This is a genomic window from Sphingomonas sp. NBWT7 (assembly GCF_014217605.1).
Lineage (GTDB): Bacteria > Pseudomonadota > Alphaproteobacteria > Sphingomonadales > Sphingomonadaceae > Sphingomonas.
In genome coordinates this window covers 2,616,762-2,643,734 of the sequence record NZ_CP043639.1, presented here as the reverse complement: position 1 = coordinate 2,643,734, position 26,973 = coordinate 2,616,762, and the positions used below count along the sequence as shown (strand labels likewise).

At 69.4% G+C, this 26,973-nt stretch carries 22 protein-coding genes and 1 tRNA gene; 7 read left to right on the top strand and 16 right to left on the bottom strand.

Annotation, left to right across the window (positions count from 1 at the left end; translation table 11 throughout):
- Positions 1–61: 61 nt before the first annotated feature.
- The gene (locus F1C10_RS12815; RefSeq protein WP_185206714.1) at positions 62–1,501 is read left to right on the top strand and encodes a M48 family metalloprotease; all 1,440 of its coding nucleotides are present in this window, start codon (positions 62–64) and stop codon (positions 1,499–1,501) included.
- A 14-nt stretch (positions 1,502–1,515) separates the two neighbouring features.
- Here the strand turns inward: F1C10_RS12815 and F1C10_RS12810 are convergent, their stop codons facing one another.
- The 5 genes from F1C10_RS12810 to F1C10_RS12790 all read right to left on the bottom strand — a co-directional run bounded on the left by F1C10_RS12810 (position 1,516) and on the right by F1C10_RS12790 (position 5,349).
- The gene (locus F1C10_RS12810) at positions 1,516–2,490 is read right to left on the bottom strand and encodes an FAD:protein FMN transferase (protein ID WP_258042913.1); all 975 of its coding nucleotides are present in this window, start codon (positions 2,488–2,490) and stop codon (positions 1,516–1,518) included.
- A gap of 17 nt (positions 2,491–2,507) precedes the next feature.
- A complete protein-coding gene (locus F1C10_RS12805; RefSeq protein ID WP_185206712.1) occupies positions 2,508–3,392 on the bottom strand; it encodes a DUF4198 domain-containing protein in 885 nt (294 codons plus the stop codon).
- A 17-nt stretch (positions 3,393–3,409) separates the two neighbouring features.
- Positions 3,410–3,901 carry a DUF2271 domain-containing protein gene (locus tag F1C10_RS12800; protein ID WP_185206710.1) on the bottom strand — a complete coding sequence of 164 codons (492 nt, stop codon included), beginning with the start codon at positions 3,899–3,901 and terminating at the stop codon, positions 3,410–3,412.
- A 22-nt stretch (positions 3,902–3,923) separates the two neighbouring features.
- Positions 3,924–4,607, bottom strand: a complete 684-nt coding sequence (locus tag F1C10_RS12795) for a PepSY-associated TM helix domain-containing protein (protein WP_185210237.1) — start codon at positions 4,605–4,607, stop codon at positions 3,924–3,926.
- Positions 4,608–4,686: 79 nt separating this feature from the next.
- Positions 4,687–5,349 (bottom strand): Crp/Fnr family transcriptional regulator, encoded by a 663-nt coding sequence (locus F1C10_RS12790; RefSeq protein WP_185206708.1) that lies wholly within the window; start codon positions 5,347–5,349, stop codon positions 4,687–4,689.
- 65 nt (positions 5,350–5,414) lie between these two features.
- On the opposite strand from F1C10_RS12790, the gene F1C10_RS12785 reads away from it, so the two are divergent.
- Entirely contained in the window at positions 5,415–6,263 is an 849-nt protein-coding gene (locus F1C10_RS12785; protein ID WP_185206706.1) for a TauD/TfdA family dioxygenase, read from the top strand.
- A 77-nt stretch (positions 6,264–6,340) separates the two neighbouring features.
- Here the strand turns inward: F1C10_RS12785 and F1C10_RS12780 are convergent, their stop codons facing one another.
- Both F1C10_RS12780 and F1C10_RS12775 read right to left on the bottom strand, forming a co-directional pair.
- Entirely contained in the window at positions 6,341–7,078 is a 738-nt protein-coding gene (locus tag F1C10_RS12780; protein WP_185206704.1) for a haloacid dehalogenase type II, read from the bottom strand.
- 126 nt (positions 7,079–7,204) lie between these two features.
- Positions 7,205–7,280, bottom strand: a tRNA-Thr gene (locus F1C10_RS12775).
- 156 nt (positions 7,281–7,436) lie between these two features.
- Between F1C10_RS12775 and F1C10_RS12770 the strand changes: the two genes are divergently transcribed.
- The gene (locus F1C10_RS12770; protein WP_185206702.1) at positions 7,437–8,270 is read left to right on the top strand and encodes a hypothetical protein; all 834 of its coding nucleotides are present in this window, start codon (positions 7,437–7,439) and stop codon (positions 8,268–8,270) included.
- An 81-nt stretch (positions 8,271–8,351) separates the two neighbouring features.
- Positions 8,352–12,974 carry an NAD-glutamate dehydrogenase domain-containing protein gene (locus F1C10_RS12765; protein WP_185206700.1) on the top strand — a complete coding sequence of 1,541 codons (4,623 nt, stop codon included), beginning with the start codon at positions 8,352–8,354 and terminating at the stop codon, positions 12,972–12,974.
- Positions 12,975–13,301: 327 nt separating this feature from the next.
- Here the strand turns inward: F1C10_RS12765 and F1C10_RS12760 are convergent, their stop codons facing one another.
- On the bottom strand, positions 13,302–13,841 hold the full coding sequence (locus F1C10_RS12760; protein ID WP_185206698.1) for a histidine phosphatase family protein: 540 nt from the start codon (positions 13,839–13,841) through the stop codon (positions 13,302–13,304).
- Between the two features lie 13 nt (positions 13,842–13,854).
- Positions 13,855–16,593 carry an ATP-dependent DNA helicase gene (locus F1C10_RS12755; RefSeq protein WP_258042911.1) on the bottom strand — a complete coding sequence of 913 codons (2,739 nt, stop codon included), beginning with the start codon at positions 16,591–16,593 and terminating at the stop codon, positions 13,855–13,857.
- 168 nt (positions 16,594–16,761) lie between these two features.
- Between F1C10_RS12755 and sucC the strand changes: the two genes are divergently transcribed.
- From sucC to F1C10_RS12740, 3 genes are all read left to right on the top strand, one after another.
- The gene (gene sucC / locus F1C10_RS12750; RefSeq protein ID WP_185206696.1) at positions 16,762–17,961 is read left to right on the top strand and encodes an ADP-forming succinate--CoA ligase subunit beta; all 1,200 of its coding nucleotides are present in this window, start codon (positions 16,762–16,764) and stop codon (positions 17,959–17,961) included.
- A 57-nt stretch (positions 17,962–18,018) separates the two neighbouring features.
- Complete coding sequence (locus F1C10_RS12745; RefSeq protein WP_085810071.1) at positions 18,019–18,768, top strand: electron transfer flavoprotein subunit beta/FixA family protein; 750 nt, start codon at positions 18,019–18,021, stop codon at positions 18,766–18,768.
- A gap of 145 nt (positions 18,769–18,913) precedes the next feature.
- Positions 18,914–19,843: an electron transfer flavoprotein subunit alpha/FixB family protein gene (locus F1C10_RS12740; protein ID WP_185206694.1), complete on the top strand. Its 930-nt coding sequence runs from the start codon at positions 18,914–18,916 to the stop codon at positions 19,841–19,843.
- 265 nt (positions 19,844–20,108) lie between these two features.
- Here the strand turns inward: F1C10_RS12740 and F1C10_RS12735 are convergent, their stop codons facing one another.
- The 7 genes from F1C10_RS12735 to pgmG all read right to left on the bottom strand — a co-directional run bounded on the left by F1C10_RS12735 (position 20,109) and on the right by pgmG (position 26,900).
- On the bottom strand, positions 20,109–20,492 hold the full coding sequence (locus tag F1C10_RS12735) for a VOC family protein (protein ID WP_185206692.1): 384 nt from the start codon (positions 20,490–20,492) through the stop codon (positions 20,109–20,111).
- 58 nt (positions 20,493–20,550) lie between these two features.
- Positions 20,551–21,657 (bottom strand): S-(hydroxymethyl)glutathione dehydrogenase/class III alcohol dehydrogenase, encoded by a 1,107-nt coding sequence (locus tag F1C10_RS12730; RefSeq protein WP_185206690.1) that lies wholly within the window; start codon positions 21,655–21,657, stop codon positions 20,551–20,553.
- A 21-nt stretch (positions 21,658–21,678) separates the two neighbouring features.
- A complete protein-coding gene (locus F1C10_RS12725; protein ID WP_185206688.1) occupies positions 21,679–22,704 on the bottom strand; it encodes a sensor histidine kinase in 1,026 nt (341 codons plus the stop codon).
- Positions 22,704–23,147 (bottom strand): response regulator, encoded by a 444-nt coding sequence (locus tag F1C10_RS12720; RefSeq protein ID WP_085810066.1) that lies wholly within the window; start codon positions 23,145–23,147, stop codon positions 22,704–22,706. The genes F1C10_RS12725 and F1C10_RS12720 overlap by 1 nt, the downstream gene beginning before the upstream one ends.
- Positions 23,144–24,655: an ATP-binding protein gene (locus F1C10_RS12715; RefSeq protein ID WP_185206686.1), complete on the bottom strand. Its 1,512-nt coding sequence runs from the start codon at positions 24,653–24,655 to the stop codon at positions 23,144–23,146. Before F1C10_RS12715 ends, F1C10_RS12720 begins: the two co-directional genes overlap by 4 nt.
- A gap of 81 nt (positions 24,656–24,736) precedes the next feature.
- Complete coding sequence (locus tag F1C10_RS12710; protein ID WP_185206684.1) at positions 24,737–25,495, bottom strand: exonuclease domain-containing protein; 759 nt, start codon at positions 25,493–25,495, stop codon at positions 24,737–24,739.
- Positions 25,496–25,526: 31 nt separating this feature from the next.
- A complete protein-coding gene (gene pgmG / locus F1C10_RS12705) occupies positions 25,527–26,900 on the bottom strand; it encodes a phosphoglucomutase/phosphomannomutase PgmG (protein WP_185206682.1) in 1,374 nt (457 codons plus the stop codon).
- Positions 26,901–26,973 lie beyond the last annotated feature (73 nt).

Here is a 26,973-nt window from a genome sequence, read left to right as displayed (position 1 = left end):
GGATCGGATGGGCGGGCTCGGCCGGTTTGATGCGGCGTGCCTGCCGGATGCTCGACCGCTCGTGACGCGGCGCATCCTCGCCACCGCGCTCGCGCTACTGCTCGCCAGCTGTGGCGGCGGCGTGCCCGATGCCGCGCCCGAGATCACCGACGAGGAACGCGCGATCGGCGCGCAGCAGCATCCGCAGCTGCTCGCCGAGTTCGGCGGCGCCTACGCCGGGCCGCAGGCGCGCTACGTCGCCGCGGTCGGTGAACGCATCGCCGCCGCCGCCGGCACGCCCGGCGAATGCACCTTCACGCTCGTCAACAGCGACGTCGTCAACGCCTTCGCCGTCCCCGGCTGCTTCATCTACGTCACCCGCGGGCTACTCGCGGTGGTGACGAGCGAGGCGGAACTCGCTTCCGTGCTCGGCCACGAGGTCGGCCACATCGCCGCGCAGCACGCGCAGCGCCAGCAGCAGCGGTCGATCTGGCGCACGCTCGGCGTCATCGCGGTCAGCGTCACCGGGTCCGAGCGGCTCACCCGGCTCGCCAGTCAGGCGGCACAATATTTCACGCTGCGCTACTCGCGCGGGCAGGAATACGAAGCGGACGACTATGGCATTCGTTATCTCCAGCGCGCCGGCTACGACGTCTACGCCGCCGGCGACATGCTCGCCGCGCTGCAACGGCAGGAGGCGTTCCTCACCGCCACCGAGCGGCGCGACACCGCGCGCGGCATCCCCGAATGGGCGCTCAGCCACCCGACGACGGCGCATCGCATCGATCGCGCGCGCGATGCGGCGGACGATACCGGGCTGAAGGACGACGAGCTGCCCGAGCGCGCGGACGCCTATCTTGATGCCGTCGATGGCCTGTTATGGGGCGACGATCCCGAACAGGGCTTCGTGCTCGGGCGCCGCTTCGCGCATCCGATCATGCGCATCTCGTTCGAGGCGCCCCCCGGCTTCGCGCTGACCAACAGCCCGCAGGCGATCCGGCTCACCGGCCCCAACGGCATCTCCGGCGAGTTCGGCGGCGCACCGCTCGCCGCACCGACGCTCGAGGCGCATGCCGAGGCGCTCGCCAACCATATCGTCGGCGATGCGCCAGCGACGCTCGACGATGCCGTCTCGACCGTGATCAACGGCATCCCCGCGGTGCTGCTGCGGCTGCGGCTGGCGGTGCGCGACGGCGCGGTGCCGCTGTCGATCGCGGTCTACGATGGGGGCGACGGCCAAGCGTATCACTTCATCGTCGCCTCCCCGCCGGCGAATGCCGATGCGGCGGCAGTGGCGGCGCTGTTCGCCTCGTTCCGGCGGCTGTCGCCGGACGAGGCGGCACGGCTGCGCCCACGCTTCGTGCGCGTCGTTCCCGTCCGCGCCGGTGACACGCGCGCGAGCCTCTCGGCGCTGAACGCGGACGCCGCGCCGCGCGCACTGTTCGATCTGCTCAACGGCGGGAAATCGACCGACCCGCTCACGCCCGGCACCCGCGTCAAAATCGTCCGGCTCGCGCAATAACGGGCGGCCCCCGGTCAGTCCGTCAGCATCTCCGCAAGCGCGGGGCTGATCCACTCACTCACGCCGTCACCCTTTCGCAGCAGCGCGCGTACCGCCAACCCTTCGCCCGTCACCCGCTCGATCATTGCCGTCCCACCCAGAACGCCGAGCGCGGTCGCCCAGGCGTCGGCGACCATCGCACTGGCGTGGAGCACGCTGACGACGAGCGCGTGATCGACCGGATGGCCCGTCCGCGGATCGATCGTGTGGTGCCCGCGCACGTAATCGCCTGAGGTCGCGACCGCGAGTTGGTGCAGCGCGACGCGGATCGGCGCCGCGACGTCGCCCGGCGTCTCGAGCTCGACCCACCACGGATCGCCATCGGGCCGCATCCCGCGCCCGACGAACTCGCCGCCGATCTCGACCAGGCAATGGCGCACGCCGCGCGCCGCGAGCAGCGCCGCAACCGCGTCGACGGCATAGCCCTTGGCGATGCCCGACAGGTCGAGCCGCACGCCGCCGGGCTGGTACAGCCGCCGCGCGGCGCGGTCGAAGCGTAGCCGCCGCCACCCGCCGGCAACTCGCGCCGCGTCGATCGCCGCCGCATCCGGCACGCCCGCCGCCGGCAACGCGCCATAGCCCCACAGGTCGACGAGCCCCCCGATCGCCGGATCGAACGCCCCATCCGATCGCGCCGCCACGTCGAGCGCGGCCGCCATCACCGTGGCGAATTCGGGCGGCAGCGCGGTCCAGCTGTCGGCGGGCGCGCGGTTGTACCGCGACAACAGCGACGCTGGCTCCCAGTGGCTCATCTGCGCCACCAGCCGCGCCAGCAGCGCCTCGACCTCACGCCGCAAGTCGGTGAGGTCGTCGCCCGGCGGCGCGGCGAGGCGGATCGCCCATGTCGTGCCCATCGTCGCGCCGCCGAGCGTCGCGAGCCTCGCCCCCGCGTCCCACCCCGCCAGCGCCAGGGGATCGAGCGTCCGCGGCACCGCAAGCCGCGGCGTCATGCCCGCCTCGGCGCGCGTCAGGGCGCGGGCACTTCCAGCGTCGTGGTATAGCTCATCCGACGCTCGGTCGCGCGCGGCACACTCGCCTTCGCGTCACTTGCGCTGGCGCTTAGCCAGTACATGCCGGCGACCGGCCACTTGACGCGCAGCAGCCCGTCGGCGCCCGTCGTCAGCTCCTGCGCGTCCTCGGCCGTGCGGAACTTCTTCGATCCGGGCACCACCGTCACCTTGATGCCGGCGGCGGGCTTGCCGTCAACGAGGAAGCGAAACTGCCCCTCCTCGTCCGCCACCAGCGCGCTGGGATGCGTCACCGGCTGCATCTCCAGCCCCTTGCCCGTCGGCTTGAACACGCCCTCGCTCGGCGCACCCGCCGTCACGAACACGACGTTGCGGCTCAGAACCTCGGTCAGCTTGACGTCGTCCGCGCCGGCTGGGATCTCGGCCGCCGTCGCCACGAACTTGGGCGCCGGCCGCGCGGCACCTGGAGCACCCGCCGGCGTTCCCGCCGCACCCGGCCCGCCCATCGGCCCGCGCCGCCCGCCGACGCGCCACGTCTCGCCGTTGAGCGTGAAGCTGCCCATCACGTTCGCCATTTCGGTGCCGATCTTCCACGTGCCCGGCTTGTCGACCTTGACGTCGAACGTCGTGCGGTGCCGCCCGGTGGCGGCATTCTCGATCGCCGCGGGCGCGCCATCGGGGGTCCACACCTTGATCTGCTCGGGCCGCATTGCGACGTGATCGGGATAGAACAAATCGTTCGATACCGCCGCGTCGACCGTGACATATTGATTGGTGTCGGCGAGCGTCGTCGTCGACGGCAGCAGCCACTGGCGGTGCGCCAGCGCCGGCGCGGCGAGCGTGATCGCGCCGCCGGCGGCAAGCAGCAGGGTGGAGAGGCGCATGATCGTGTGTCCCTTTCTCAGCGAACCGTGACGGCGGCGAGTTCTGTGCTGCCCGTCGCGCTGCCGCCGCGGCCGGGCAGCGTGATCGGCACGCGCACCAGTTCGCGCCCGCCCGTCTCGCGCGCCGCCTCGACGTTGAGCACATATTGCCCCGCGGGCAGGTTGCGCGGCAGCGGCACCTGATACGTGCCCGGCGCGCGCGTCGCACCGCTCACCCCGTCGGCGGGCAGCGCCAGCCCGCGTCCGCCCTTGCGCCACCAGCTGCGCAGATCGGCGAGCCACTTGGTGCCGGGCTCCGCGCCGCGCTTCTTGATGTCGTACCAGACGAACACGGTGCGTGCCGCGCCGCCCGCCGCGGGCTCAAGCCACCCGGCGACATACGGGCGGTGATATTCGGCGACGTTGAGCCGCGGGATCGTAACGCTCACCGTCTGCGCCGCGGCGACCGTGGGGGCGGCGATGATCGGCGCGGCGATCGCGCCGGCGGCAAGCAGATGGGCAGGGCGCATGGGGCTTCTTTCGGCTTTCACGTCAATGGATCAGGAACACGGCCAGCAGCAGCGGCAGGATGAGACTCGTCGCCACGAGCGGCCAGGTGGACGGGCGATGCCGGGCGTGAAGCTGGAGCAGCAGCAGCCCGGTCAGCGTGAAGACGATGCAGGCGATCGCGAACGCGTCGATGAACCAGAACCAGGCATCGCCCGTGTTGCGGCCCTTGTGCAGATCGTTGACGTACGAGATCCAGCCGCGCCACGTCGTCTCCGCCTCCACCCGGCCGCTTGCGCGATCGATGCTCACCCACGCGTCGCGCCCCGGCCCGGGCAGCGCGACATAGACCTCCTCATCGGTCCACTCGCCCGCCCGCCCCGCGGGGTCGAGCGCCACCGCCGCCGTCACCGCCGCGGCGACCCCCGCGGGCAGCGCCGCGCCCGCCGGCCGAGCCCCGCGCAGCGCCGCGATTGCCGTGGGCGGCAGCACCGCCTCGGCGCGCGTCACCTTCGGCTCGGCGCCGATCGAGGCGGCGTGGTTGAGCGTGATGCCGGTGATCGCGAACAGCAGCATCCCGGCGAGTGACAGCGCCGCGCTAACCCAATGCCACAGATGCACCTGCTTCAGGAACGTCGCGCGCACCCGCCGCCTGGCACGCGGCGCTGCCGGCGGCGCGGCGGACCGCGCAGTGCGCTGCACGCGCACTTGCCGCGCGTCCTGCACCATCCCGTCGCTCACGCCGCTGTTCCCGCGCTCGTCATCGCTGCCCGCTAGCGTATCTGCGACTAACTCGCAATATCGTTCGTTACCCGATCATTCGTGACAGCGCCGACGCATCGACGATGCGCACGCCGCGATACCCGCGCGTGATTGCTCCCGCCGCCTCGAACGCCGCGAGATGCGCGTTCACCGTCTTGCGCGACAGGCCGGTCAACTCGGCGAGATCCGCCTGGCCGATCCTCGCCTCCGTCCCATCGGCGATCTGCAGCAGACGCCACGCGACGCGCGCCGCCGGGCCCTGGATCAGCAGCCGCGCCGCGACGCGCGTCATCTCCTCGAGCTGCGCGTAGACGAGCTCGTTGACCGCGCGCCACACGCCGGGCTCCGCCGCCGCCACCCTCTCCAGCGCATCGTCGGCGATCAGCAGCACGCGCGACGGCACGTTGGCGCGCGTCGTCACGATCCGCGGCCCGCCGCCGCGCCGCTGCGTCTGCCCCAGGATCGCGGGCGGCGTCGCGATGCCGATCAGCACGTCGCGCTCGGCATCGAGCGCCACCTCGAGCCGCAGCGCGCCGCTCAGCAGTGCGCACAGCCCGGTGCCTTCGTCGCCCTGGCTGTACACCCACTGCCCCGCCGCCAGCGACACGACGCGCCCCGCCGCCGCCAACCGCCGCTGCAACGCGGCCGGCTGACGCGCGAACCAGCCGCTGCGTGCCAGCAGTGGCATCAGATCGTCGGCAATTGTCACGCAGGTGACAATGCCACGCTCGCGACTCGCATAAAAGCCGATGCAACAAGACAGAGGAGAGGACCATGGCTTCGCAGACGTTGGCGCGCGCCGCCGAACGCAAGATCGCCCCGCATATCGGCGTCGAATTCACCGACGTCGATCTCAACCAGCTCGACGACGGCACCTTTGCCGCAATGCGCGATGCACTCGCCGATCACGGCGTCGTCTTCGTCCGCGATCAGCAGCTCACCCCCGAACAGCATATCGCCTTTGCGCGCCGTTGGGGGACGATCGACGTCAACAATTACTTCCCGGCGAACGGCGGCCATCCCGAGATTGCCGAGGTGCGCAAGGCGGAGAACCAGCAGACCAACATCGGCGGCGGCTGGCACACCGATCACAGCTACGATCAGGTGCCAGCGATGGGCTCGATCCTGCTCGCGCGCGAAACCCCGCCGAGCGGCGGCGACACGCTGTTCGCCAGCCTATCCGCCGCGTTCGATTCCTTGTCGGAAGGCATGAAGGCGACGCTGCGCACGATGCGCGCGGTCCATTCGGCCGACCATATCTACAGTGCCGACGGCATCTATTCGAAGACCGATCAGGGCGCCGATCTGAAGGGGCACGACGTGCGCACCCACGCCGTCCACCCCGTCGTCATCCGCCATCCGCGCACCGGGCGCGAGATCCTCTACGTCAATCCCGCCTTCACGCTGCATTTCGAAGGCTGGACGCGTGCAGAGAGCCAGCCACTGCTGACCTATCTCTATCAGGTGGCGATGCGCGACGAATTCCAGTGCCGGCTGCAATGGTCGCCCGGCTCGATCGCGATCTGGGACAATCGCTCGACGTGGCATTGCGCGATGAACGATTACCACGGCCACCGCCGGCTGATGCACCGCATCACCATCTCGGGCGAACCGCTCAACTGATCTACTGACCCGCAGGCCGCGCGCTCGAACGGGTGCGCGGCTGTCCTGCTGGGCCGCACGCCCCGCCGTGCGGCGCCTCACGCGGCGGGCGGGCACCCCAACTCGTCGGCCAGCGCCACCAGGCTGTTTGCCGACCAGTCCCAATCCTGCGCCGCGTCGTCGTCCGCGGTACGTCGCCCGCCATATTCGTCAGGTCGCGCGATATAGGCGGTGGCGAGTCCGCACGCGCGCGCCGCGGCCAGATCGCTATGATGCGCGGCGACGAGGCACAGTTCGCCGGGCGCTACGCCCAGGATCCGCGCGGTGCCCACATAGGCCTCTGGATCAGGCTTGTACGCCTGCGTCACCTCCGCACCCAGGATCGCATCCCACGGCAGCCCCGCATGCCGCGCCAGCGCGAGCATCAGCGCGATATTGCCGTTCGACAATGTCACGATCGGAAATCGCGTCTTCAGCCGCGCCAACCCTGCGACGCTGTCGGGCCAAGGCGCGAGCCGCCGCCAGGCGAACGTCCAGTCCTGCAACAGCGCCGGGTCGAGCGCGGCAGGATCGACGCCGTCGCCCCGCAGCGTCTCGTCGAGCATCTCGCGGTGCAGAACATCGAGCACGGTGAAGCTGCGCCCCGTCTCGCGATAGCGCTTCATCACGTCGAGGTAGCGATAGCGCCATCTGTCGGTGAAGCGCGTAGCGTCGATATCCGCCCGCCCGATCCGCTGTAGAAAGATCGCGGATTCGCGCGCCACGCTCGTGCGCCAGTCGACCACCGTGCCGAACACGTCGAACGCCAGCACCTTCGGCACCCCAGCTACCGCCATACGCTATCCTCCCGCACGATCGCTTCGCCGATCGATCTGCGCAGCATCAGCCAAGTCGCACCAACGCGCCACCCCCGGCACGCCAGACGACCGAACCAAAGCACCAGCTTATATGAAAGGAGAGGATGGTGCCGCTTACAGGACTCGAACCTGTGACCCCCGCATTACGAATGCGATGCTCTACCAGCTGAGCTAAAGCGGCGCCGCGCGCCCCGAAGGGGCACGTCGATGATTGCCGCGTAGCAGGCGCGCTCGATCGGTGCAAGCCGGTGTTCGGGCGCTCGCGCTTTACCTGCCCTTTACCCTGTTGGCCGCAAAGCCGGGCGCAAGAGGCACTTTGCCCAGGGGATTGACGCACATGGACATCCGCGGCTTCGACGAGGCGCGCCCGAGCGACGGGAACGATCCCACCGAAGGCGGCGTAGGCGAACCAATGATCGCCATCGGCACCGACGAGCGGCGCATGCACGTGCGTGCGTACAATCACTGGGTCGGCCTGCTTCAAGGCCGCGCCTATCCCTCGATCGTCGATCTCGATCCCGCGCAGAACACGGATTTCGGGCCCAACAGCGTACTGCTCGACTTCACCGACGGCGTCGGCAATCCCTCGATCCGCTTTCTCGGCCAGGCGCTGCGCGACGAGTGCGATCTCGATTCGGGGATCACGCGCATCTCGGACGTGCCCGAGCGCTCGCTGCTGTCGCGGCTGACCGATCACTATCTTCAGATCATCGCCAATCGCGCGCCGATCGGCTTCGAGGCGGAGTTCGTCGGCACGCGCGGGCACAACACGCTCTATCGCGGCATCCTGATGCCCTTCTCGTCCGACGGGTCGACGATCGATTTCGTCTACGGCGTCATCAACTGGAAGGAGCTGGTCGGCAGCGCCGAGCAGCAGCGGCTGTTCGCCGAGCTCGCCGGTGCGATGCGCACCGCACCGGCGCCCACCGCGCACGGCGCCGTGTGGGCGGACGGGCCGAGCGCGGGCTTCGGCAATGCCGCGATCGCGCCGCCCGCCGCTCGCGCACCGGAACATGCGACGCTCGCCACGCTGCCGCTCGACGTGCGCGGCTTCCCGGGCGATCTCGTAGTGCTGCTCGCGCGCGTTTCGCCGACCGGCGGGCTCGACGTGTTCGGCACTGTTACCGACGATCCCGATCTGTCCGCCCGCGCGCTCGCTGCGATCGGCTGACCGCCGCCATCTCGTCTCAATCGATACGAAACTGATGACCCGGGGTTGAGCCCCGCCGCGCCCGGGCGCATAGGCGCGCGCATGGCGAAAGCATCGATGAAGGCGCTCACCCAGGCGCTGGCGGACCGGCTCACCCACGGCGCATTGCCGGGCGAGCTGGACGGGTTCGGCCCCGCGGAACAGGCGGAGGCGGCTGCGTTCCTCGCCGCCACGGCGGAGCGCCGCGCGCCCGGCACGGTTGCGATCGCGCTCGATACGCTGCCGGGTGACGGCACGGCGCGCCGCATGCGCCTCGCCATCGTCAACGACGATATGCCGTTCCTCGTCGATTCGATCGCCGGCGCGATCGGCGCGCACGACATCGCGATCGACCGCATCATCCATCCCGTCGTGCCCGTCAGTCGCGACGCCGACGGCGTGCTTGGCGGCGTCGGCGACAGCGGCACGCGCGAATCGATGATCTATATCGAGACCGAGCGCGCCGACGCGCGCGAACGGCGCGAGCTGGTCGACGATCTCACCGCCGGCCTCGCCGACGTGCGCGCCGCGGTGGCGGACTGGCGTGCGATGCAGGCGACGCTCGCCGCCGACGCCGGCATGCTCGAGGAGACGGGCGGCGATCACGAGGGCGCAGCGCTGATGCGCTGGTTCCTTGATCGCCATTTCACGCTGCTCGGCCACGAACGCTGGCTGGCAGACGGCACCAGCGACCGCGCGCCGCTCGGCATCGCGCGCCAGCCGCACGAACCGGCGCTGCTCGCCGAGCGCTCGCGTCGCCTCGCGATCGACTATTTCGCTGCCGGCAAGCCAGCGCCGCTGCTGCTGAAATCGAGCCTGATCTCGCCCGTCCATCGCCGCGCGCCGATCGATCTCGTCGTCGTCCCGCTGCGCGACGGCGGGCGGATCACCGGCCTCTCGATCCACGCCGGGCTGTGGACCTCCGCCGCACTCAACGCGCCGCCGCGCAGCGTGCCCGTGCTGCGCCAGCGGCTGGCCGAGCTCGAGAAGAAGCTCGGCTTCGATCCCGCCGGCCACGCCGGCAAGGCGCTGACGCACGCGATGGCCGCGCTGCCGCACGATCTTGTCACCGCGGTCGATGCCGAGGCGGTCGAGTCGCTCGCGCTCACCGCGATGAGCCTCGCCGATCGCCCGCGGCCCAAGCTCGTGCTGCTGCGCTCGGCGCTCGGCCGCCACCTCTTCGCCTTCGCGTGGCTGCCGCGCGACGATCTCACCACCGCGCGCCGTGTCGCGATCGGCGAGATGCTGGCGGAGGCAGCGAACGGCACGATCCTCAACTGGTCGATCTCGCTCGAAGACGGCACGGTGGCGATGCTGCGCTACACGATCGACCTGCGCCAGGGCGGCGCGGTGCCCGATACCGCCGCGCTCGACGCACGCCTCGTCAAGATGGTGCGCGGCTGGGAACGCGACGTCGAGGCCGCGCTCGCCGAGCGGCTGGCGCCGGCGCGCGCCGCGCGCCTCGCCTTGCGCTGGGCGGCGTCGTTCCCCGCCAATTATAGGAACCTCAGCACGCCCGAGGAGGCGGCGGAGGACATCCTGCGCGTATCCGAGCTCGCCGACGCGGCCGATCGCGCGGTGCTGATCTATCCTGCCGTGGCAGGCGAGGATCACCGACTCAAGATCTACAAGTCGCACGGCGCGCTGGCGCTGTCCGAGGCGGTGCCGGTGCTCGAGAATTTCGGCTATCGCGTGATCGGCGAACTGCCGACGCGGCTGCGCGAGGACAGCGACAGCTTCGTCCACGACTTCATCGTCGAGACGCGTGCCGACGTCGCCGATATCGATCGCACCGTGCTCGAGGACGCGATCGCCGACGTGCTGCGCGGCACCGCGGAGAACGACGCGTTCAACCGCCTGATGCTCGTCGCCGGGCTCACGCCCGCGGCGGTGCTGCTCTACCGCGCTTGGTTCCGCTATCTGCGCCAGGCAGGCCTCGCCTACGGCCTCACCACCGTCGCCGACGCGCTGGGCCGCGCGCCCGCGCTCGCCAAGGCGCTGATCGACCGCTTCACGCTGGCGCACGATCCTGCCGCGACGGGAGACGTCGCCGCGATCGATGCCGAGATCGCCGCCGGGCTCGACGCGATCGTCGCGATCGACGACGATCGCATCCTGCGCGCGTTCAAGGCGGTGATCGCGGCCACGCTGCGCACCAACGCCTTCGCCCCCGCCGCGGCCGAGGCGCTGGCGTTCAAGCTCGACAGCGCGCGCATCCCCGGCCTCCCCGCCCCGCTGCCGTGGCGCGAGATCTGGGTCTACTCGCCGCGCGTCGAGGGCATCCACCTGCGCGCCGGCCCGGTCGCGCGCGGCGGCCTGCGCTGGTCCGACCGGCGCGACGATTTCCGCACCGAAATCCTCGGGCTGATGAAGGCGCAGCGCGTCAAGAACGCCGTCATCGTGCCGACCGGCGCGAAGGGCGGCTTCTATCCAAAACAGCTGCCCAACCCCGCCACCGATCGTGACGCCTGGCTGGCGGAGGGGACGGAGAGCTACCGCATCTTCATCCGCACGCTTCTGTCGATCACCGACAACATCGTCGCCGGCAAGGTCGTCCATCCCGACGGCGTGCGCGTCCACGACGGCGAGGACCCCTATTTCGTCGTCGCCGCGGACAAGGGCACCGCGACGTTCAGCGACGTCGCCAATGCGATCGCGCTCGATCGCGGCTTCTGGCTGGGCGACGCCTTCGCCAGCGGCGGATCGCAGGGCTACGATCATAAGGCGATGGGCATCACTGCCAAGGGTGCGTGGGTCTCCGTCCAGCGCCACTTCGCCGAGCGTGGCGTCGACGTGCAGAAGGACGTGATCCGCGTCGTCGGCTGCGGCGACATGTCGGGCGACGTGTTCGGCAACGGCATGCTCCTGTCGCAGACGCTCAAGATCGTCGCGGCATTCGATCACCGCCACATCTTCCTCGATCCCGATCCCGATCCGGCGGTGAGCTGGGCGGAACGCGCGCGGCTGTTCAGCCTGCCGCGCTCAAGCTGGCAGGATTACGACGCCACGCTGATCTCGGCCGGCGGCGGCGTCTTCCCGCGCGCCGCCAAGTCGATCCGCCTGTCGCCTGAGATCAAGGCTGCGCTCGACATCTCGGCCGACGAGATCGAGCCCGGCGCGCTGATCTCCGCGATCCTCAAGGCGCCGGTCGACCTCATCTGGTTCGGCGGCATCGGCACCTATGTGAAGGCGGCGGGCGAGAATAACGCCGCGGTCGGCGATCCCGCCAACGATCGCCTGCGCGTCGATGCGGAAGAGCTGCGCGCGACGGCGATCGGCGAGGGCGCGAACCTCGGCGTCACGCAGGCTGCACGCATCGCGTTTTCCGCCAAGGGCGGGCGGATCAACACCGACTTCATCGACAATTCGGCCGGCGTCGATTGCTCGGACAACGAGGTCAACATCAAGATCGCGCTCAACCGCGAGATGGCCGAGGGCCGCCTCTCGTTCGACGATCGCAACGCACTGCTCGGCGCGATGACCGACGACGTCGCGCACCTCGTGCTGGAGGACAATCGCCTGCAGACGCTCGCGCTGTCGATCGCCGAGCGCGGCGGCGCGCGCGGTGTGCCGAGCTACGTGCGCGCGATCGAGATATTCGAGGCATCGGGGCGGCTCGATCGCCGCGTCGAAGGGCTGGCGGCGAACGAGGATCTGCTGCGCCGCTCGGCGGAAGGCCGCGGGCTGACGCGCCCCGAACTGGCGGTGCTGCTGTCGACCGCCAAGCTCGCGCTTCAGGACGCGATCGAGCAGGCCGAGCTCGGGGCCGACAAGCTGCTTGAGCCCGATCTCCACGCCGCCTTCCCGCCGGCAATGCGCGAGCGGCTCGCCAAGGCGATCGACAAGCACCAGCTGCGCGGCGAGATCGTCGCGACCAAGCTCGCCAACCGCATCGTCAACCGCATCGGCCTGCTCAATCCGTTCGAGCTCGCCGAGGAGGAAGGCGCCGCACTGAGTGACGTCGCTGCGATGTTCGTCGTCGTCGAACGACTGTTCGCGCTCGACACGCTGTGGCTCGATATCGAGACGACAGCGATGCCCGAGGCAGGTCGCCTCGCGCTGTTCGAGGGCGTCGCACGCGCCGTCCGTGGGCAGGTCGCCGATCTGCTGCGCGTCGTCGCGCCCGGCACGATGCCGGGCGACGTGCTCGCGCGCATCGGCAAGGGCGTCGCCAAGCTCGAGACGCAGGCGACCGACCTGCTGCTCGCCGAGGCGCGGACGGAAAGCGCGCGGATCGCCGCCTCGCTCGCCCGCGCCGGCGCCCCCGACGCGCTCGCTGCGCGCGTGGTGCGCCTGTCCGAACTCGACGGCGCGATCGGCCTCGTCGATCTCAGCGGTAAGTCGAAGACCGACGAGACCGCATTGACGCGCGCCTATACCCGGCTCGGCGAGGCGCTCGGGCTCGATTGGGCGCAGGCGGCGGCGACGCGGCTCGCTCCGTCCGATCCGTGGGAGCGACTGCTCGTCGCCGGGCTGGTGCGCGACTTCGAGCAGATGCGGCTCGACTTCCTCGCGCGCGAGGGCAAGCGCGATCCCGACGCCGCGGTCGAGGCGTGGCTCGCCGAGAACCCCGCGCGCGTCGCGCAGTTCGCCGCCGTCGTCACCCGCGCGCGCCAGTCCGCCACCCCCAACGCCGCGATGCTCGCGCAAGTCGCCAGCCAGGCGCGCATGCTGCTCGGCCGCTGAGAAAGGACGTCATCGCGGGCAGGCCCGCGATGACGCACCGGGCGGCGGAGCAGGTCCTGCGGTGCGATAAACTCCGATTGCGGCGCCTGCGCCTCGAAGGCCGGAGCTGAGGCGGGAACGGCCATCGCAAGCGTCGCGCTTCGTCACTGCGATCGTTTCAACGGCACACCGGCTCACATCCGGGAAGGGGTTTCCGGTCCGAGGTCCAGGATACTGCTTCAGGAGAACGTATGAGCCGTTCTCCCGTCCCCCCGTTCGTGCTGAGGAGGTACTGAGCAACGCGAAGTGCCGTCTCGAAGCACCGTCACCCGCCGCCCGCGGCAGCGATCAGTCCGCGTCAGGCCCCAGCGTCGGATCGAGGTCGCGCGGTCGGATGAAGCGCACCAGCGTTCCCGCCCCCGCGGCGATCCCCGCCCAATCGTCGACCGCGAACTCGAGCGCCGCGATCGTCGCGGTCGGATATTTCGCCTCGGCCGCGCGCACCAGCGCGGGATCGCCGCCGCCCAGCAGCAGCAGCACGAAATCCTCCAGCCCCGGATTGTGCCCGATCATCAGCAACCGCGCGGCGTCGGCCGGTGTCTCGCGCGCGACGTCCATCAGCGTTTGTGCCGAAGCGAGGTACAGCCGCTTGTCCCACGCCGGCGCGATCGCGCTGCCATAGCCGCGCGCGACGTCGTCGATCGTCTCCACGACGCGCTGCGCCGGCGAGGCGACGATGTGATCGAACGACAGCTTTTCCTCGCGCAGATGCCGCCCGATCGCCTGTGCCGCCTTGCGCCCCTTGGCGTTGAGCGGCCGGTCGAAGTCGCGCGCAACGGTATCGTCCGAGCCCGATTTGGCGTGGCGCAGCAGCGTCAGCGTCTTCAAGGCCGGGTCTCCATCAAGGCATGCGGGCGGGAGCCGCCTCATGCCCCAACGCCGCGTCCGAGGAAAGCCGCGAAGCGACGCGCGCGATCGCCTCGTCGAGCGGCACGCGCGCGATCGGCACGCCTGCCGGAAACGCGTCGAGCAACCGCGACGGCGTCGCCGCGGACAGCAGCACGAACACGCCGCGGTCGTCGGCGGAGCGGATCAGCCGCCCGAACGCCTGCGCCAACCGCGCGCGCACGATCCGGTCGTCGTAGGCGCTGCCGCCCGCGCCGTCGGTGTTCGCCAGGCGGCGCGCGGCGTGCAGCACGCTCGGCTTGGGCCACGGCACGCCCTCCATCACGACCAGCCGCAGCGAATGACCGGGCACGTCGACGCCATCTCGCAGCGCGTCGGTGCCGAGCAGCGAGGCGTGCGGATCGTCGCGAAAGATGTCGACCAGCGTCCCCGTGTCGATCGGATCGACGTGCTGCGCCATCAGCGGCAGCCCGGCGCGCGCCAGCCGGTCGGCGATCCGCGCGTGCACCCCGCGCAGCCGCCGGATCGCGGTGAACAGACCCAGGGTGCCGCCGCCGGCCGCCTCGATCAGCCGCGCATAGGCGTTGCTCAGTGCGGGCACGTCGCCGCGCTTCACGTCGGTGACGACGAGAACCTCGGCGCGCGCGGCATAATCGAACGGGCTCTCCGCCGCGAAGCGGGTCGGCGGCAGCGCGAGATGATGCGCCCCCACCCGCGCCTCCGCCGTCTCCCACGTGCCCCCCGCGGTCAGCGTCGCAGAGGTGACGAGCGCACCGTGCGCCGGATTCAGCACGATCTCGGCGAACGGCCGCGTCGGATCGAGCCAGCGGCGGTGCAGCCCGATGTCATATTCACGCCCCTCGACGCGCTCCACCGCCAGCCAGTCGACGAAATCCGCGCTCGCCGGCCCGCCGACGCGTGCGATCAGCGCCAGCCACGCCGCCACCGTCTCGGCGCGCCAGCCGAGCGAGGCGATCGCCCCCTCCACGCGCGCGCGCGCCGGCCCGTCCAGCCAGTCGGGCGCGTCGGTAAGCACCGCCTCCAGCCGCTTGCCCAGCGCGACGAGCGGGCGATACAACGCGTCGAGCGCCTCCGCCGCCGGCGCCGCCGCCTCGATCAGCTCGGGCGACGGCTCGGCGAGCTCGGTCTCCAGCCCATAGCCTGCATCCTCCGCCCCCTCGGCGCGCGCGTAGGTCAGCCCGCGCACGCTCGCCAGCAGCGTCTCGATCGGGCCGAACGGCTGCCCCTCGGCGATGCGCTGCAGCCAGCCTTCGGCGGCGAGCCCGCCTGCCGCCTTCACCGCATCGCCGATCGCCTGCGCCCCGCCCTCGTCGTAGCTCGCGACGTCGGACAGCCGCGCCGCCAGCCCGCGTCGCCGCCCGCGACTTCCTGCCTCAGGCCCGATCACCCAGCGGCGGAGCTCGATCGTCTCCTGCCCGGTCAGCGCGGTGGCGAACATCGCGTCGGCGGCGTCGAACAGGTGATGGCCCTCGTCGAACACGTAGCGCGTCGGCCGTGTCGCCGTCTCGCGCCCGCGCGCGGCGTTGACCATCACCAGCGCGTGATTGGCGATGACGATGTCGGCCTCGGCGGAGGCGCGCGCCGCACGCTCGATGAAGCATTTGCGGTAATGCGGGCAGCCGGCATAGACGCACTCACCGCGCCGGTCGGTCAGCGCCGCCGATCCGTTGCGGCGAAACAGCGTGACGAGCCAGCCCGGCAGGTCGCCGCCCACCATGTCGCCGTCGGCACTATACGCCGCCCAGCGCGCGACGAGATGCGCCAGGATCGCGGCGCGGCCCGCGAACCCACCCTGCAACGCATCCTCGAGGTTGAGCAGGCACAGGTAGTTCTCGCGCCCCTTGCGCGTCACCACCTTCTGCCGCCGCACCGCCTCGTCGGGGTACACGCGCCGCGCCTCGTGCCCCAATTGCCGTTGCAGCGCCTTGGTATAGGTCGATACCCACACCGCGCCGCCCGCGGTGTGCGACCACAGACTGGCGGGCGCGAGATAGCCCAGCGTCTTGCCGATCCCCGTGCCGCCCTGCGCCAGCACCACGTTGGGCGCCTCGCGCACCGCGCGCGACGCGAACGCCCCCGTCGCAGCGGCGGCATAGGCGCGCTGCCCCGGCCGCGTCTCCGCCGTGTCACCGACCAGCGTCGCGAGCACGCGCTGCGTCGCCTCGGGATCGATCGCCACCGTGCGTGGCGCGGGGCGCGGCGCCGCCTCCTCCCATTCGGGCAATTTGGCGAACAGCCAGCGTTCGTTCTGCGCCGGTTTCTTTATTCGATCGACGAGCAGCGGCGCCCACGCCCAGCGCAGCCGGAACAAGGATTGCGCCGCCGTCCACGCCCCCTCGCGCTCGGGCCAGTCGCCCTGCGGGATCGCCAGCAGCCGTGCGGCGGCGGCAAGCAGAAACGGCGCGATGCCCGCGTCGTCGGCGGGCATGTCGAGCCCGGTAACTGCGGCGAGACCCTTGGGTGTCGGAACCGCGAAGCGGGCGGGCCGCAGGAACGCGAACAGCTCGAGCAGGTCCAGCCCCGACAGTTCGGCATAGCCCAGCCGCTGCCCGATCAGCGGCGCGTTGAGCAAGATCATCGGCGTGTCGGCGGCGGCGCGGATCGCCTCGCCGCGCGACACTTGCCGCGTCTCGCCGCCCTGCGCGATCCAGATGCCGGTGTGGCTCGCGTGAAGCGCGGGGTATGGCAGCGCGGGAAACGGCTCGGGCGACACGCGCGCGCCTTAGAACAAAGCGACAACCATCGCCAGCCGCCGCACGCCCCCGCCGCCGGGGCAAGGATGCGGAAACTCGCACGCTAGGCTGGATTCCCCGGCCTCGCTGTGCTTAGGGCACCATAAATTTCGTTCCGTAACTTTCGTCATCACGAGGTGCGACGCTCCATGAACATCCACGAATATCAGGCCAAGGAACTGCTGGCCAAGTACGGCGCGCCGATCGCCGCGGGTCACGCCGCCTTCACCGTCGAGGAGGCCGTCGAGGCCGCCAAGCAGCTGCCCGGGCCGCTCTACGTCGTGAAGTCGCAGATCCATGCCGGCGGTCGCGGCAAGGGCAAGTTCAAGGAGCTGGCGCCCGAGGCGAAGGGCGGCGTCCGCCTCGCCTTCAACCTTGACGAGGTGCGCGCGCATGCCACCGACATGCTCGGCAACACGCTGGTGACGATCCAGACGGGCGACGCCGGCAAGCAGGTCAACCGCCTGTACGTTACCGACGGCGCCGACATCGCGAAGGAATTCTACCTCGCGCTGCTGGTCGATCGCGCCACCGGCCGTGTCGCCTTCGTCGTTTCGACCGAGGGCGGCATGGACATCGAGGAAGTCGCGCATTCGACGCCCGAGAAGATCCACACGTTCATCGTCGATCCGGCGAGCGGGTTCCAGCCGCACCACGGCCGCACTGTCGCCAACGCGCTTGGCCTGTCAGGCGATCAGGGCAAGCAGGCCGCCAAGGTTGCGCAGTCGCTGTACGACGCCTTTCTCGGCACCGACGCCGCGCAGATCGAGGTCAACCCGCTCGCGCTGACCGAGCAGGGCAATCTGCTGGTGCTCGACGCCAAGGTCGGCTTCGACGGCAACGCGCTGTTCCGCCACAAGGACCTGATGGAGCTGCGCGACGAATCCGAAGAGGATCCCGCAGAGCTCGAGGCGTCGAAGTACGACCTCGCCTACATCAAGCTCGATGGCGACATCGGCTGCATGGTCAACGGCGCGGGCCTCGCCATGGCGACGATGGACATCATCAAGCTCAACGGCATGTTCCCGGCCAACTTCCTCGACGTCGGCGGCGGCGCCTCGAAGGAGAAGGTGACGGCGGCGTTCAAGATCATCCTCGCCGATCCGAACGTGAAGGGTATCCTCGTCAACATCTTCGGCGGGATCATGAAGTGCGACATCATCGCCGACGGCATCGTCGCCGCCGCGAAGGAAGTGAACCTTTCGGTGCCGCTGGTGGTTCGCCTCGAAGGCACGAACGTCGAGAAGGGCAAGGAAATCCTCGCCAACTCGGGTCTCGCCATCGTTCCCGCGAACGATCTGGGCGATGCCGCGCAGAAGATCGTCGCCGAGGTGAAGAAGGCGGCCTGACGCTCCTCCCCGGGAAATCCCACGGAAGCGTTGCCGACTGATTTGGAGAGTAAGCGAATGAAGGTGCTGGTGCCGGTCAAGCGGGTGCTTGATTACAACGTGAAGCCCCGCGTGAAGGCGGACGGGACGGGGGTCGATCTGGCCAACGTCAAGATGAGCATGAACCCGTTCGACGAGATCGCGGTCGAGGAAGCCATTCGCCTCAAGGAAAAGGGCGTGGTGACCGAAATTGTGGCAGTGTCGATCGGCGAGGCGAAGGCGCAGGAAACGCTGCGTACCGCGCTCGCGATGGGCGCTGATCGCGCGATCCTCGTCACCGCGGACGATCGCGTCGAGCCGCTCGGCGTCGCCAAGATCCTGAAGGCGATCGCCGACGAGGAACAGCCGCAGCTCGTCATCCTCGGCAAGCAGGCGATCGACGACGACAACAACCAGACCGGCCAGATGCTCGCCGGCCTGCTCGGCTGGGGCCAGGGCACGTTCGCCTCGAAGGTCGAAGTATCGGGCGATACCGTGACGGTGACGCGCGAGGTCGACGGCGGGCTCGAGACCGACAGCTACAAGCTGCCGGCGATCGTTACCACCGATCTTCGCCTCAACGAGCCGCGCTACGCCTCGCTGCCCAACATCATGAAGGCGAAGTCGAAGCCGCTCGCGCAGAAGACCGCCGCCGATTACGGCGTTGATGTCAGCCCGCGCGTGAAGACGCTCAAGGTTGTCGAGCCCGGCAAGCGCCAAGCCGGCGCCAAAGTCGCCGACGTCGACGAGCTGGTGATGAAGCTCAAGGCGATGGGCATCGCCAAGTAAAATCCATCCGTTCGCCCTGAGGAGGCGCTGAGCCGCAAGCGAAGTGCCGTCTCGAAGGGCATGTGCTTCGAGACGAGGCTTCGACAGGCTCAGCCGCTCCTCAGCACGAACGGTGGGAGATACGGGTTCGGAAGGAAGAGAAGCTATGAAGACTCTGGTTTGGGTCGAGCATGACGGATCGGCCGTCAAGGACGCAACGCTTGCCGCGGTGACCGCCGCGTCGAAGCTTGGCGAAGTGCACCTCCTCGTCGCCGGCAAGGGCGTCGACGGCGTCGCGCAGGCGGCCGCCAAGATCGCCGGTGTCGGCAAGGTCCATGTCGCCGACGACGATGCCTTTGGGCACGCATTGGCGGAAAATGTCGCGCCGCTGATCGTCGATCTGATGGGGCATCACGACGCGTTCGTCGCGCCGTCGACCACCTCGGCCAAGAACATCGCGCCGCGCGTCGCCGCGCTGCTCGACGTGATGCAGATCTCCGACATCCTGTCGGTCGAGGGCGAGGACACGTTCACCCGCCCGATCTACGCCGGCAACGCGATCGCGACGGTGCAGACATCGGACGCGAAGAAGGTCATCACCGTGCGCACTACTGCCTTCGACAAGGCGGCGGCGGAAGGCGGCTCGGGAACGGTCGAGGCGGTGTCGTCGACCGGTGACAAGGGCCTGTCGACCTACCAGAGTTCGGAGATCGCCAAGAGCGCCCGTCCCGAGCTCGCCAGCGCCAAGATCATCGTCTCGGGCGGCCGCGCGCTGCAGAACGGCGAGAACTTCCGCGCGCTGATCGAGCCGCTCGCCGACAAGCTCGGCGCCGGCGTCGGCGCCAGCCGCGCCGCGGTCGACGCGGGCTTCGTCCCCAACGACTATCAGGTCGGCCAGACCGGCAAGATCGTCGCGCCTGAAGTCTATGTCGCGGTCGGCATCTCCGGCGCGATCCAGCACCTTGCGGGCATGAAGGATTCGAAGACGATCATCGCGATCAACAAGGACGAGGACGCGCCGATCTTCCAGGTCGCGGACATCGGCCTCGTCGGCGATCTCTTCAAGGTCGTCCCGGAACTGACCGAGAAGCTCTGATCGGTCCCGGCGCCCGGCGCCGCCGGCCCGGACCAACGAACGACGGCGGCGCCCACCCGGACGCCGCCGTTGTCGTATCTACAATGGAGCAAGGGCATCGCGCTGCCGCGATCGCGCGTCAGCAACGCGTCATACCCCTCACGCACCCCACATCAAGCCTACACCGAAGGCCAACCAAACGACCGCTCGGGCCGCTGAATCGCGCCGTGCCTAAGGCACCGAACGGCGCATCGCGCGTGCCTGATCGCACGACGCGCCGTCGCGATTACGCCGGCATACGGTGCATCGCGCACAGCTTGTTGCCGTCCGGATCGCGCAGATAGGCAAGGTACAGGTTGGCGAACCCGCCCTCGCGCACGCCCGGCGCGTCCTCGATCGCGGTGCCGCCATTGTCGACGCCGGCCTGATGCCACGCGTTCGCCTGCTCGGGATTGTCCATCGCGAACCCGATCGTCCCGCCATTGGCGTGTGTCGCCGGCTCGCCGTCGATCGGCTTGGTGACGAGGAACAGACCGCCGTTGTGCATGTAGATCAGGCGGCCCTTGTCGTCCTCGATCGCCGGCTTGCCGCCGACCGATGCGAATAGCGCGTCGTAGAACTTCTTCGATCGGCCAATGTCGTTCGATCCGACCATCATGTGACTGAACATGCATCCTCTCCCTTTATCTGCATCGTCATCGTGCCGGGTTTTGGCCGGCACACGCAAGTCAGTAAACCACCACGCTCCTGATGCTCTCGCCGGCGTGCATCAGGTCGAACCCCTTGTTGATCTCGTCGAGGCTCAACCGGTGCGTGATCATCGGGTCGATCTCGATAAGTCCGTTCATGTACCACTCGACAATCTTGGGCACGTCGGTCCGGCCGCGCGCGCCGCCGAACGCCGTCCCCTTCCACACCCGTCCGGTAACGAGCTGGAACGGTCGCGTCGCGATCTCCTTGCCGGCCTCGGCGACGCCGATGACGATCGATTCGCCCCACCCGCGGTGCGCGCTCTCGAGCGCCTGCCGCATCACTACCGTGTTGCCCGTGCAGTCGAACGTATAGTCGCCGCCGCCGTCGGTCATCGCGACGAGATGCTGCACGACGTCGCCGACCGACTTCGGGTTGACGAAGTCGGTCATGCCGAAGCGCCGGCCCCATTCCTCACGGTCCGGATTGATGTCGACACCGATGATGCGCGCGGCGCCGGCGAACTTCGCGCCTTGGATCACGTTGAGCCCGATCCCGCCCAGCCCGAAGACGATTACCGTCGCGCCCGGCTCGACCTTGGCGGTGTTGACTACCGCGCCTACCCCCGTCGTCACGCCGCAGCCGATGTAGCAGCTGGTATCGAAGGGCGCGTCGGGCCGGATCTTCGCCACGGCGATCTCGGGCAGGACGGTGAAGTTCGAGAAGGTGGAACAGCCCATATAATGGAAGATCGGCTGCCCCTTGTAGCTGAAGCGGCTCGTGCCGTCCGGCATCAGCCCCTTGCCTTGGGTCGCGCGGATCGCGGTGCACAGGTTGGTCTTCTGGCTGAGGCACGACTTACACTGGCGGCATTCCGGCGTGTAGAGCGGGATCACATGATCGTCGGGAACGACGCTCGTCACCCCCGGCCCCACCGCGCGCACGATGCCGCAGCCCTCATGGCCAAGCACGCTGGGAAACAGCCCCTCGCTGTCAAGCCCGTCGAGCGTATAGGCATCGGTGTGGCAGATGCCCGTCGCCATGATCTCGACCAGCACCTCGCCCGCCTTCGGCCCCTCGAGGTCGAGCTCGACGATTTCGAGCGGCTTCTTGGCTTCGAACGCGACGGCGGCGCGGGTCTTCATGGCAATTCCCTCAAGGCAAGATCAGGCTAGCGCCGCACGCAGCGTGGCGCGCGTGCCGCGATGGGCAGAATCGTACTCAATGCTCGTTTGCAGGCTCTGTGCCATCGCGCGGATCAGCTTGGTACCGACGCCGGTGCCGCCGGGCGCCACCGCACCGCTCAGCCCGACGCCGTCGTCCTCGACCGCGAGCAGGAAGACGGCGTCGCCGTCACGATGCAGCGCGATGCGGATCTCTCCACTGCCCGCAGGATAAGCGTATTTGCAGGCGTTGCTGACGAGTTCTGTGACGATGACGCCGAGCGACACCGCGCGATCGGTCGGCAGCTGGATCGGATCGGCGACGAGCCGTAGCAGGCGCGGCCGCTCGACGCTCGACCACGTCTCGGCGAGCTCGTCGACCAGCGCGCCGAGATATTCGCGCATGTCGACCTGCTCGACGTCGCCGCCGGTGTACAGCCGGCGATGAACCTGCGCGATCGCGCTGATGCGGTGCTGTGTATCTTCGAGAGCGGCGCGCGCCGCCGGATCGCTCAGCGCGCCGGCCTGCAACCGCACCATCGCCGAGACGAGCTGCAGCGAGTTGGCGACGCGGTGGTTGACCTCCGCGAGCAGCGCCTCGAGCCGCGCGTTGGAGACACGCAGCTCCTCCTCCGCGGCGAGCTTCTGACGCTCGAGCTGCGCGCGCGCCGCGACGCCGCGGAACGAGGCATCGAGCAGGTCGAAGAAATCGTCGCCAACCGATTTGACGACATATTCCGACGCGCCGGCGCGCAGTGCTGCCACTGCGACGCGCTGCTCCTCCGATCCGGTGACGTAGACGACGCTCGGCGGATCGGGCAGCGCGCGCAGCCGCGCCAGCGTCTCGAGCCCGTCGATCCCCGGCATGTAGTGATCGACCGCGACGAGCGCGAACTTCTGCTCGGCCGCTATCCTGACGCCCGCCTCGCCGCCGTCGGCGGTCGTCACGTCCCAGCCGCGCCGCGCCAGCGCACGCGAGGCTAGCCGGCGAATCCCCTCGTCGTCGTCGATGTAGAGGATGCGGTCCATCACTCCTCGATGTCGGGAACCTGGATCACCGACAGGAACAGTCCGAGCTGGCGGATCGCCTGGGCGAAGCTCTCGTAGTTCACCGGCTTGGTGATGTAGACGTTGGCACCCAGATCGTAGCAGCGCTGGATCTCGCGGCTGTCGTCCGTGGTGGTCAGTACGACGACCGGGGTGCGCTTCACCGGCCCGTCGGACTGCTTGATCCGGGCGAGGATGTCGGTGCCGCTCATGTCCGGCAGGTTGAGGTCGAGCAGCACCAGCGCGGGGCCGTTCAGCGCCGGTCCGTCGGGCGCGTTGAACAGATAGTCGAGCGCCGTCGTGCCATCCAGGAAATGCTTGATGTCGTTGAGGATGCCTGCGCGCCGGATGTTCTTCTCGATCAGCCGGGCGTGGCCCTCGTCGTCCTCGATCATCACGATGCTGACGGATTGATGCGCGTTCATGGCTTTTCCTGCAAATTCAACGTCGATGGCAGCGATAGGCGGAAGGTTGCGCCCTCGCCAAGCGCGGATCGCAGCGTGATCGTGCCGCCAAGGCGATAGGTCAGCGCGCGGACGTGCGCGAGCCCGATCCCCTCGCCCGGCTGATCCTGCACGCCCGACCGGCGGAAGAGATCGAACACCCGCTCGTGATCGCGCGGGTCGATGCCGCGGCCGTTGTCGGTCACCGACAGCCACACGCGGTCGCCCGCCTGCGCACCGCTCACGCGGATCGCGACCGGCCGCTTGGGATCGCGATATTTCACCGCATTCTCGATCAGGTTCGACAGCACCTGCTCGATCGCGACACGATCGCTGATTAGATGCGGCAGCGTACCATCGACGGTGATCGTGCCATCGGTCTCGTCGAGCCGGTGCGCCATCGAATCGCGGATCGACGACACCATCTGTTCCAGGTCGAGCGGCTCGGGTGCGAGCACCCGGCGCCCCTGCCGCGACAGCGCCAGGATCGCGTTGATCAGCCGGTCCATCTTCTGCGTCGACGTACGGATGAAACCGATCGCCTCGGGCAAGTCCTCGCGCGCGGCGAGCTTCGCATCCTCGGTGAGGATCGCCGGCGCCTCCGCCTCGGCCTGATCGACCAGCGCGCGCAGCGTCGCGCTCGACGCCTCGAGCTCGGCGGTGAAGCCCATCACGTTGACGAGCGGCGAACGCAGATCGTGGCTGACGATATAGGCGAATCGCTGGATCTCATCGTTGGCGCGCGTCAAATCCGCCGTCCGATCGACGACGATCGCCTCGAGGCTTTCGTTAAGCTGCCGCAACTGCTCGCGCGACTGGGCAACGTCACCGGTGAAGCGCAGCACGACGAGCAGCGACGCCAGCGCGACGACAAGCAGCAGGACGCCGGCAACGATCAGGACCGTGTAGAACAGCGCGAGACTGCGCTGTTGCTCGGCATCGCGCTCCGCGAGCAGGCGGCGTTCCTCGCGGGACATCGCGTTGAACGTCGCACGGATTTCGCGCAGGCGCGCGGCGCTCAGTTCCGCGCGAAATTCAGTGATCGCCTGCGCGACGCGACCGTCGGCGATCAGCAGGATCGATCGTTCACGCAGCGCGCCAAGGGCGCCGATCCGCGCCTCAAGCAGGCGCAGATTGCCGATCTGACGCGGATTATCATCCGTCAGCCGTCGCAGCTTTTGCGCGGCACGCGGCAGTCCTGCCGCCGCCTCGCGATAGGCGGTTAGGAACCCTGGCGTTTGCGGCGCCAGGAGATAGCCGCGGCGCGTCGTCTCACCCTGTTCGATCAGTCGCCGGATATCGGCGATCGCCAGTTCGACCTGATAGGTATGCGCAACCGCCTGACTGTGCTGCGCAAGCTGTCCCGTCACCCACGCCGCCGCGATGCCAGCGGCGAGCAGCGCAACGAAGCCCGCCGCCATGAAGGCAACGAGGAGCCGGCCGATGCGGCCTTCGGAGACGTTCAGTCGCTGCTCGCGTTCGCCAGCCATCGCCAGCGCGTCTAGGCGCCCAATCGGACGAAGACCAGTATCGCACCGCCAACATGCGTCAGCGTCAGCCGCAGCCGCGCGTCAAAGTAGCAAGTCCTGCGCGGTCATCCGGCCGACGTGACCGCCGCCGCGCCGCCGTGCCATCTCGGTCTCGGCGGTGAAGCGGACGTCGGGATCGCGATCGGTCAGGAATTTGACGAGGCTCTCCTCCTCGATCTCGGTCCATGGCTTGCCGCGATCGGCGCCGAAGCGCACGCGCGGCAGCAGCGCCGGGATGCTCGACCATTCGATCAGCTGCGCGACGCTCGCCTCGTTGAGCATGTCGCGCAGGTGATGCGCGGTGACATAGGCGTCGGGAAAGGCGCGATGCGCCGGCAGACCGCGCTCGTGATCCAGCCCATGCGGCTTGCGCCAGTAGCGCAGCACCTGGTTCGAGAAGCTCGGGCTGTCGGGCCACAGCCGCAGCGCACACTTCCACGTGCAGATCCAGTCCGCGCCGTGCGTCATCGCGGGCGTGCAGAATTGCTGCTCGAAATCGGCGCGATGCGCGGCCAGCGCGACGCGCCGCGGATAGGGATCGAGCACCGCGCGCGCGACGTCGTGCCACCATGGCGCGTCGGCGACGTCCTCGTCACGGATGTGATGGATCGCCTGCGTGATCGGCGGCATCGCGCGGCCGGGGTTGACCAGCCGGTTGCCGCCCTCACCATACAATTCCCAGCGCCCATCGGTGCCGAGCGCTACGTCCTGCCACCCGATCTCGCACACGCCGTGCGCGGGCGGGGCGTTGCCCGTCGTCTCGAGGTCGATCACGCGGATGATACTGGGTTGCTGACGCATGCGCGTTATGTGGGGATCGCGACGCCCGGTGTCATCCGCCGACAGCGCGCGTCACACCGCTCGCCAGCAACTGCGTATCGATCGCCGCGACGAGCCGGTCGAGCGCCGCCGCGTCGCGCGCCTCGGCCCGCGCGGTCAGCATCGCCTGCGTATTGGACGCGCGCAACAGCCACCATCCGTCACGCGTGGTGACCCGCGCCCCATCGGTGCGATCGACGCTCGCACCCTCGGCCTCGAGCCGCGCGAGCACCTCGTCGATGATCGCCTGAGCACGATGCGGATCTACGGCGAAGCGCAGCTCGGGCGTCGCCACCACATCGGGCATCGCGTCGCGCAAATCGGCAAGGCTGCGCCCGCTATCTCCGATCGCGCGTATCAGCGCGATCGCTGCGAACAGCGCGTCGTCGTGGCCGCCAAGTTCGGCGAAGAACAGATGCCCACTCATCTCGCCCGCGATCGGCGCGCCGACCTCGTGCATCATCGTTTTGATGTTGCTGTGCCCGCTTTTCCACATCACCGGCCTGCCGCCCAGCTCGGCGATCCGCTCAAACAGCGTGGCGCTTGCCTTCACGTCGGCGACGATCGCCGCGCCGGGATGCGTACGCAGCGTCGGCTCAGCGAGAATCGCGAGCAACTGGTCGCCGGCGACGATCCGCCCCTGCGCGTCGATCGCGCCGATCCGGTCGCCGTCGCCGTCGAAGGCGACGCCGAGATCGAGATCGTTCGCGGCGACGAGGCGGCGCAGGTCGGCGAGGTTCACCGCCTCGGTCGGATCGGGATGGTGGTTGGGAAAGCGGCCGTCGACATCGGTGAAGAGCAGGTGGTGTTTGCCGGGCAGCAGCCGCACCAGCCGCTCGATCGCCGGCCCGGCCGCGCCGTTGCCGGCATCCCAGCCGATGCGAAGCGACGGGATCGGCGCGCCGGACACGAGCGAGGCGACGTAGCCGTCGAGCACGTCGACTTCGTCGACCGATCCTGCCCCATGTTCGACGTCGCCCGTCGCGGACAGCTGCGCCAGCGCCTTGATGTCCGCACCGAAGAACGGCCGGTGGCGAAGCACCATCTTGAACCCGTTATCGTCAGCGGGATTGTGGCTGCCGGTCACCTGGATGCCGGCGTCGACGTCGAGCAGGCGTTCGGCATGGTAGAGCATCGGCGACGGCCCGAGCCCGATCCGCACCACAGCGATACCCGCGGCGCGCAACCCGGCCACCAGTTCCGCCTCGAGCGCCGGCGAGGACACGCGCCCGTCGCGCCCAACGACGACCCGCGCGCCGCCCTGCCGCCGCACGATCGTGCCGAACGCACGGCCGAGCGCGCGCGCGTCCTCCGGCGCGAGATTGCCGCCGACGGTGCCGCGAATGTCGTATTCACGCAGGATCGAGGGATCGAAGAGGTGCCGCATCGGGCATGCTTAGGGCTCCGATCAGGGCGCGTCATCCCCGCCGTCGCGACCTTCACCGTGCGATGCGTCCGCA

Coding starts and splice junctions, on each gene's coding strand:
- F1C10_RS12795 (WP_185210237.1), bottom strand. CDS start 4,607: ATGGTGCAGGACGCGCGGCAAGTGCGCGTGCAGCGCACTGCGCGGTCC.
- F1C10_RS12735 (WP_185206692.1), bottom strand. CDS start 20,492: ATGTTCAGTCACATGATGGTCGGATCGAACGACATTGGCCGATCGAAG.
- F1C10_RS12785 (WP_185206706.1), top strand. CDS start 5,415: ATGGCTTCGCAGACGTTGGCGCGCGCCGCCGAACGCAAGATCGCCCCG.
- F1C10_RS12740 (WP_185206694.1), top strand. CDS start 18,914: ATGAAGACTCTGGTTTGGGTCGAGCATGACGGATCGGCCGTCAAGGAC.
- F1C10_RS12745 (WP_085810071.1), top strand. CDS start 18,019: ATGAAGGTGCTGGTGCCGGTCAAGCGGGTGCTTGATTACAACGTGAAG.
- F1C10_RS12730 (WP_185206690.1), bottom strand. CDS start 21,657: ATGAAGACCCGCGCCGCCGTCGCGTTCGAAGCCAAGAAGCCGCTCGAA.
- F1C10_RS12810 (WP_258042913.1), bottom strand. CDS start 2,490: ATGACGCCGCGGCTTGCGGTGCCGCGGACGCTCGATCCCCTGGCGCTG.
- F1C10_RS12710 (WP_185206684.1), bottom strand. CDS start 25,495: ATGCGTCAGCAACCCAGTATCATCCGCGTGATCGACCTCGAGACGACG.
- F1C10_RS12770 (WP_185206702.1), top strand. CDS start 7,437: ATGGACATCCGCGGCTTCGACGAGGCGCGCCCGAGCGACGGGAACGAT.
- F1C10_RS12725 (WP_185206688.1), bottom strand. CDS start 22,704: ATGGACCGCATCCTCTACATCGACGACGACGAGGGGATTCGCCGGCTA.
- F1C10_RS12780 (WP_185206704.1), bottom strand. CDS start 7,078: ATGGCGGTAGCTGGGGTGCCGAAGGTGCTGGCGTTCGACGTGTTCGGC.
- F1C10_RS12715 (WP_185206686.1), bottom strand. CDS start 24,655: ATGGCTGGCGAACGCGAGCAGCGACTGAACGTCTCCGAAGGCCGCATC.
- F1C10_RS12765 (WP_185206700.1), top strand. CDS start 8,352: ATGGCGAAAGCATCGATGAAGGCGCTCACCCAGGCGCTGGCGGACCGG.
- F1C10_RS12720 (WP_085810066.1), bottom strand. CDS start 23,147: ATGAACGCGCATCAATCCGTCAGCATCGTGATGATCGAGGACGACGAG.
- F1C10_RS12800 (WP_185206710.1), bottom strand. CDS start 3,901: ATGCGCCCTGCCCATCTGCTTGCCGCCGGCGCGATCGCCGCGCCGATC.
- sucC (WP_185206696.1), top strand. CDS start 16,762: ATGAACATCCACGAATATCAGGCCAAGGAACTGCTGGCCAAGTACGGC.
- pgmG (WP_185206682.1), bottom strand. CDS start 26,900: ATGCGGCACCTCTTCGATCCCTCGATCCTGCGTGAATACGACATTCGC.
- F1C10_RS12805 (WP_185206712.1), bottom strand. CDS start 3,392: ATGCGCCTCTCCACCCTGCTGCTTGCCGCCGGCGGCGCGATCACGCTC.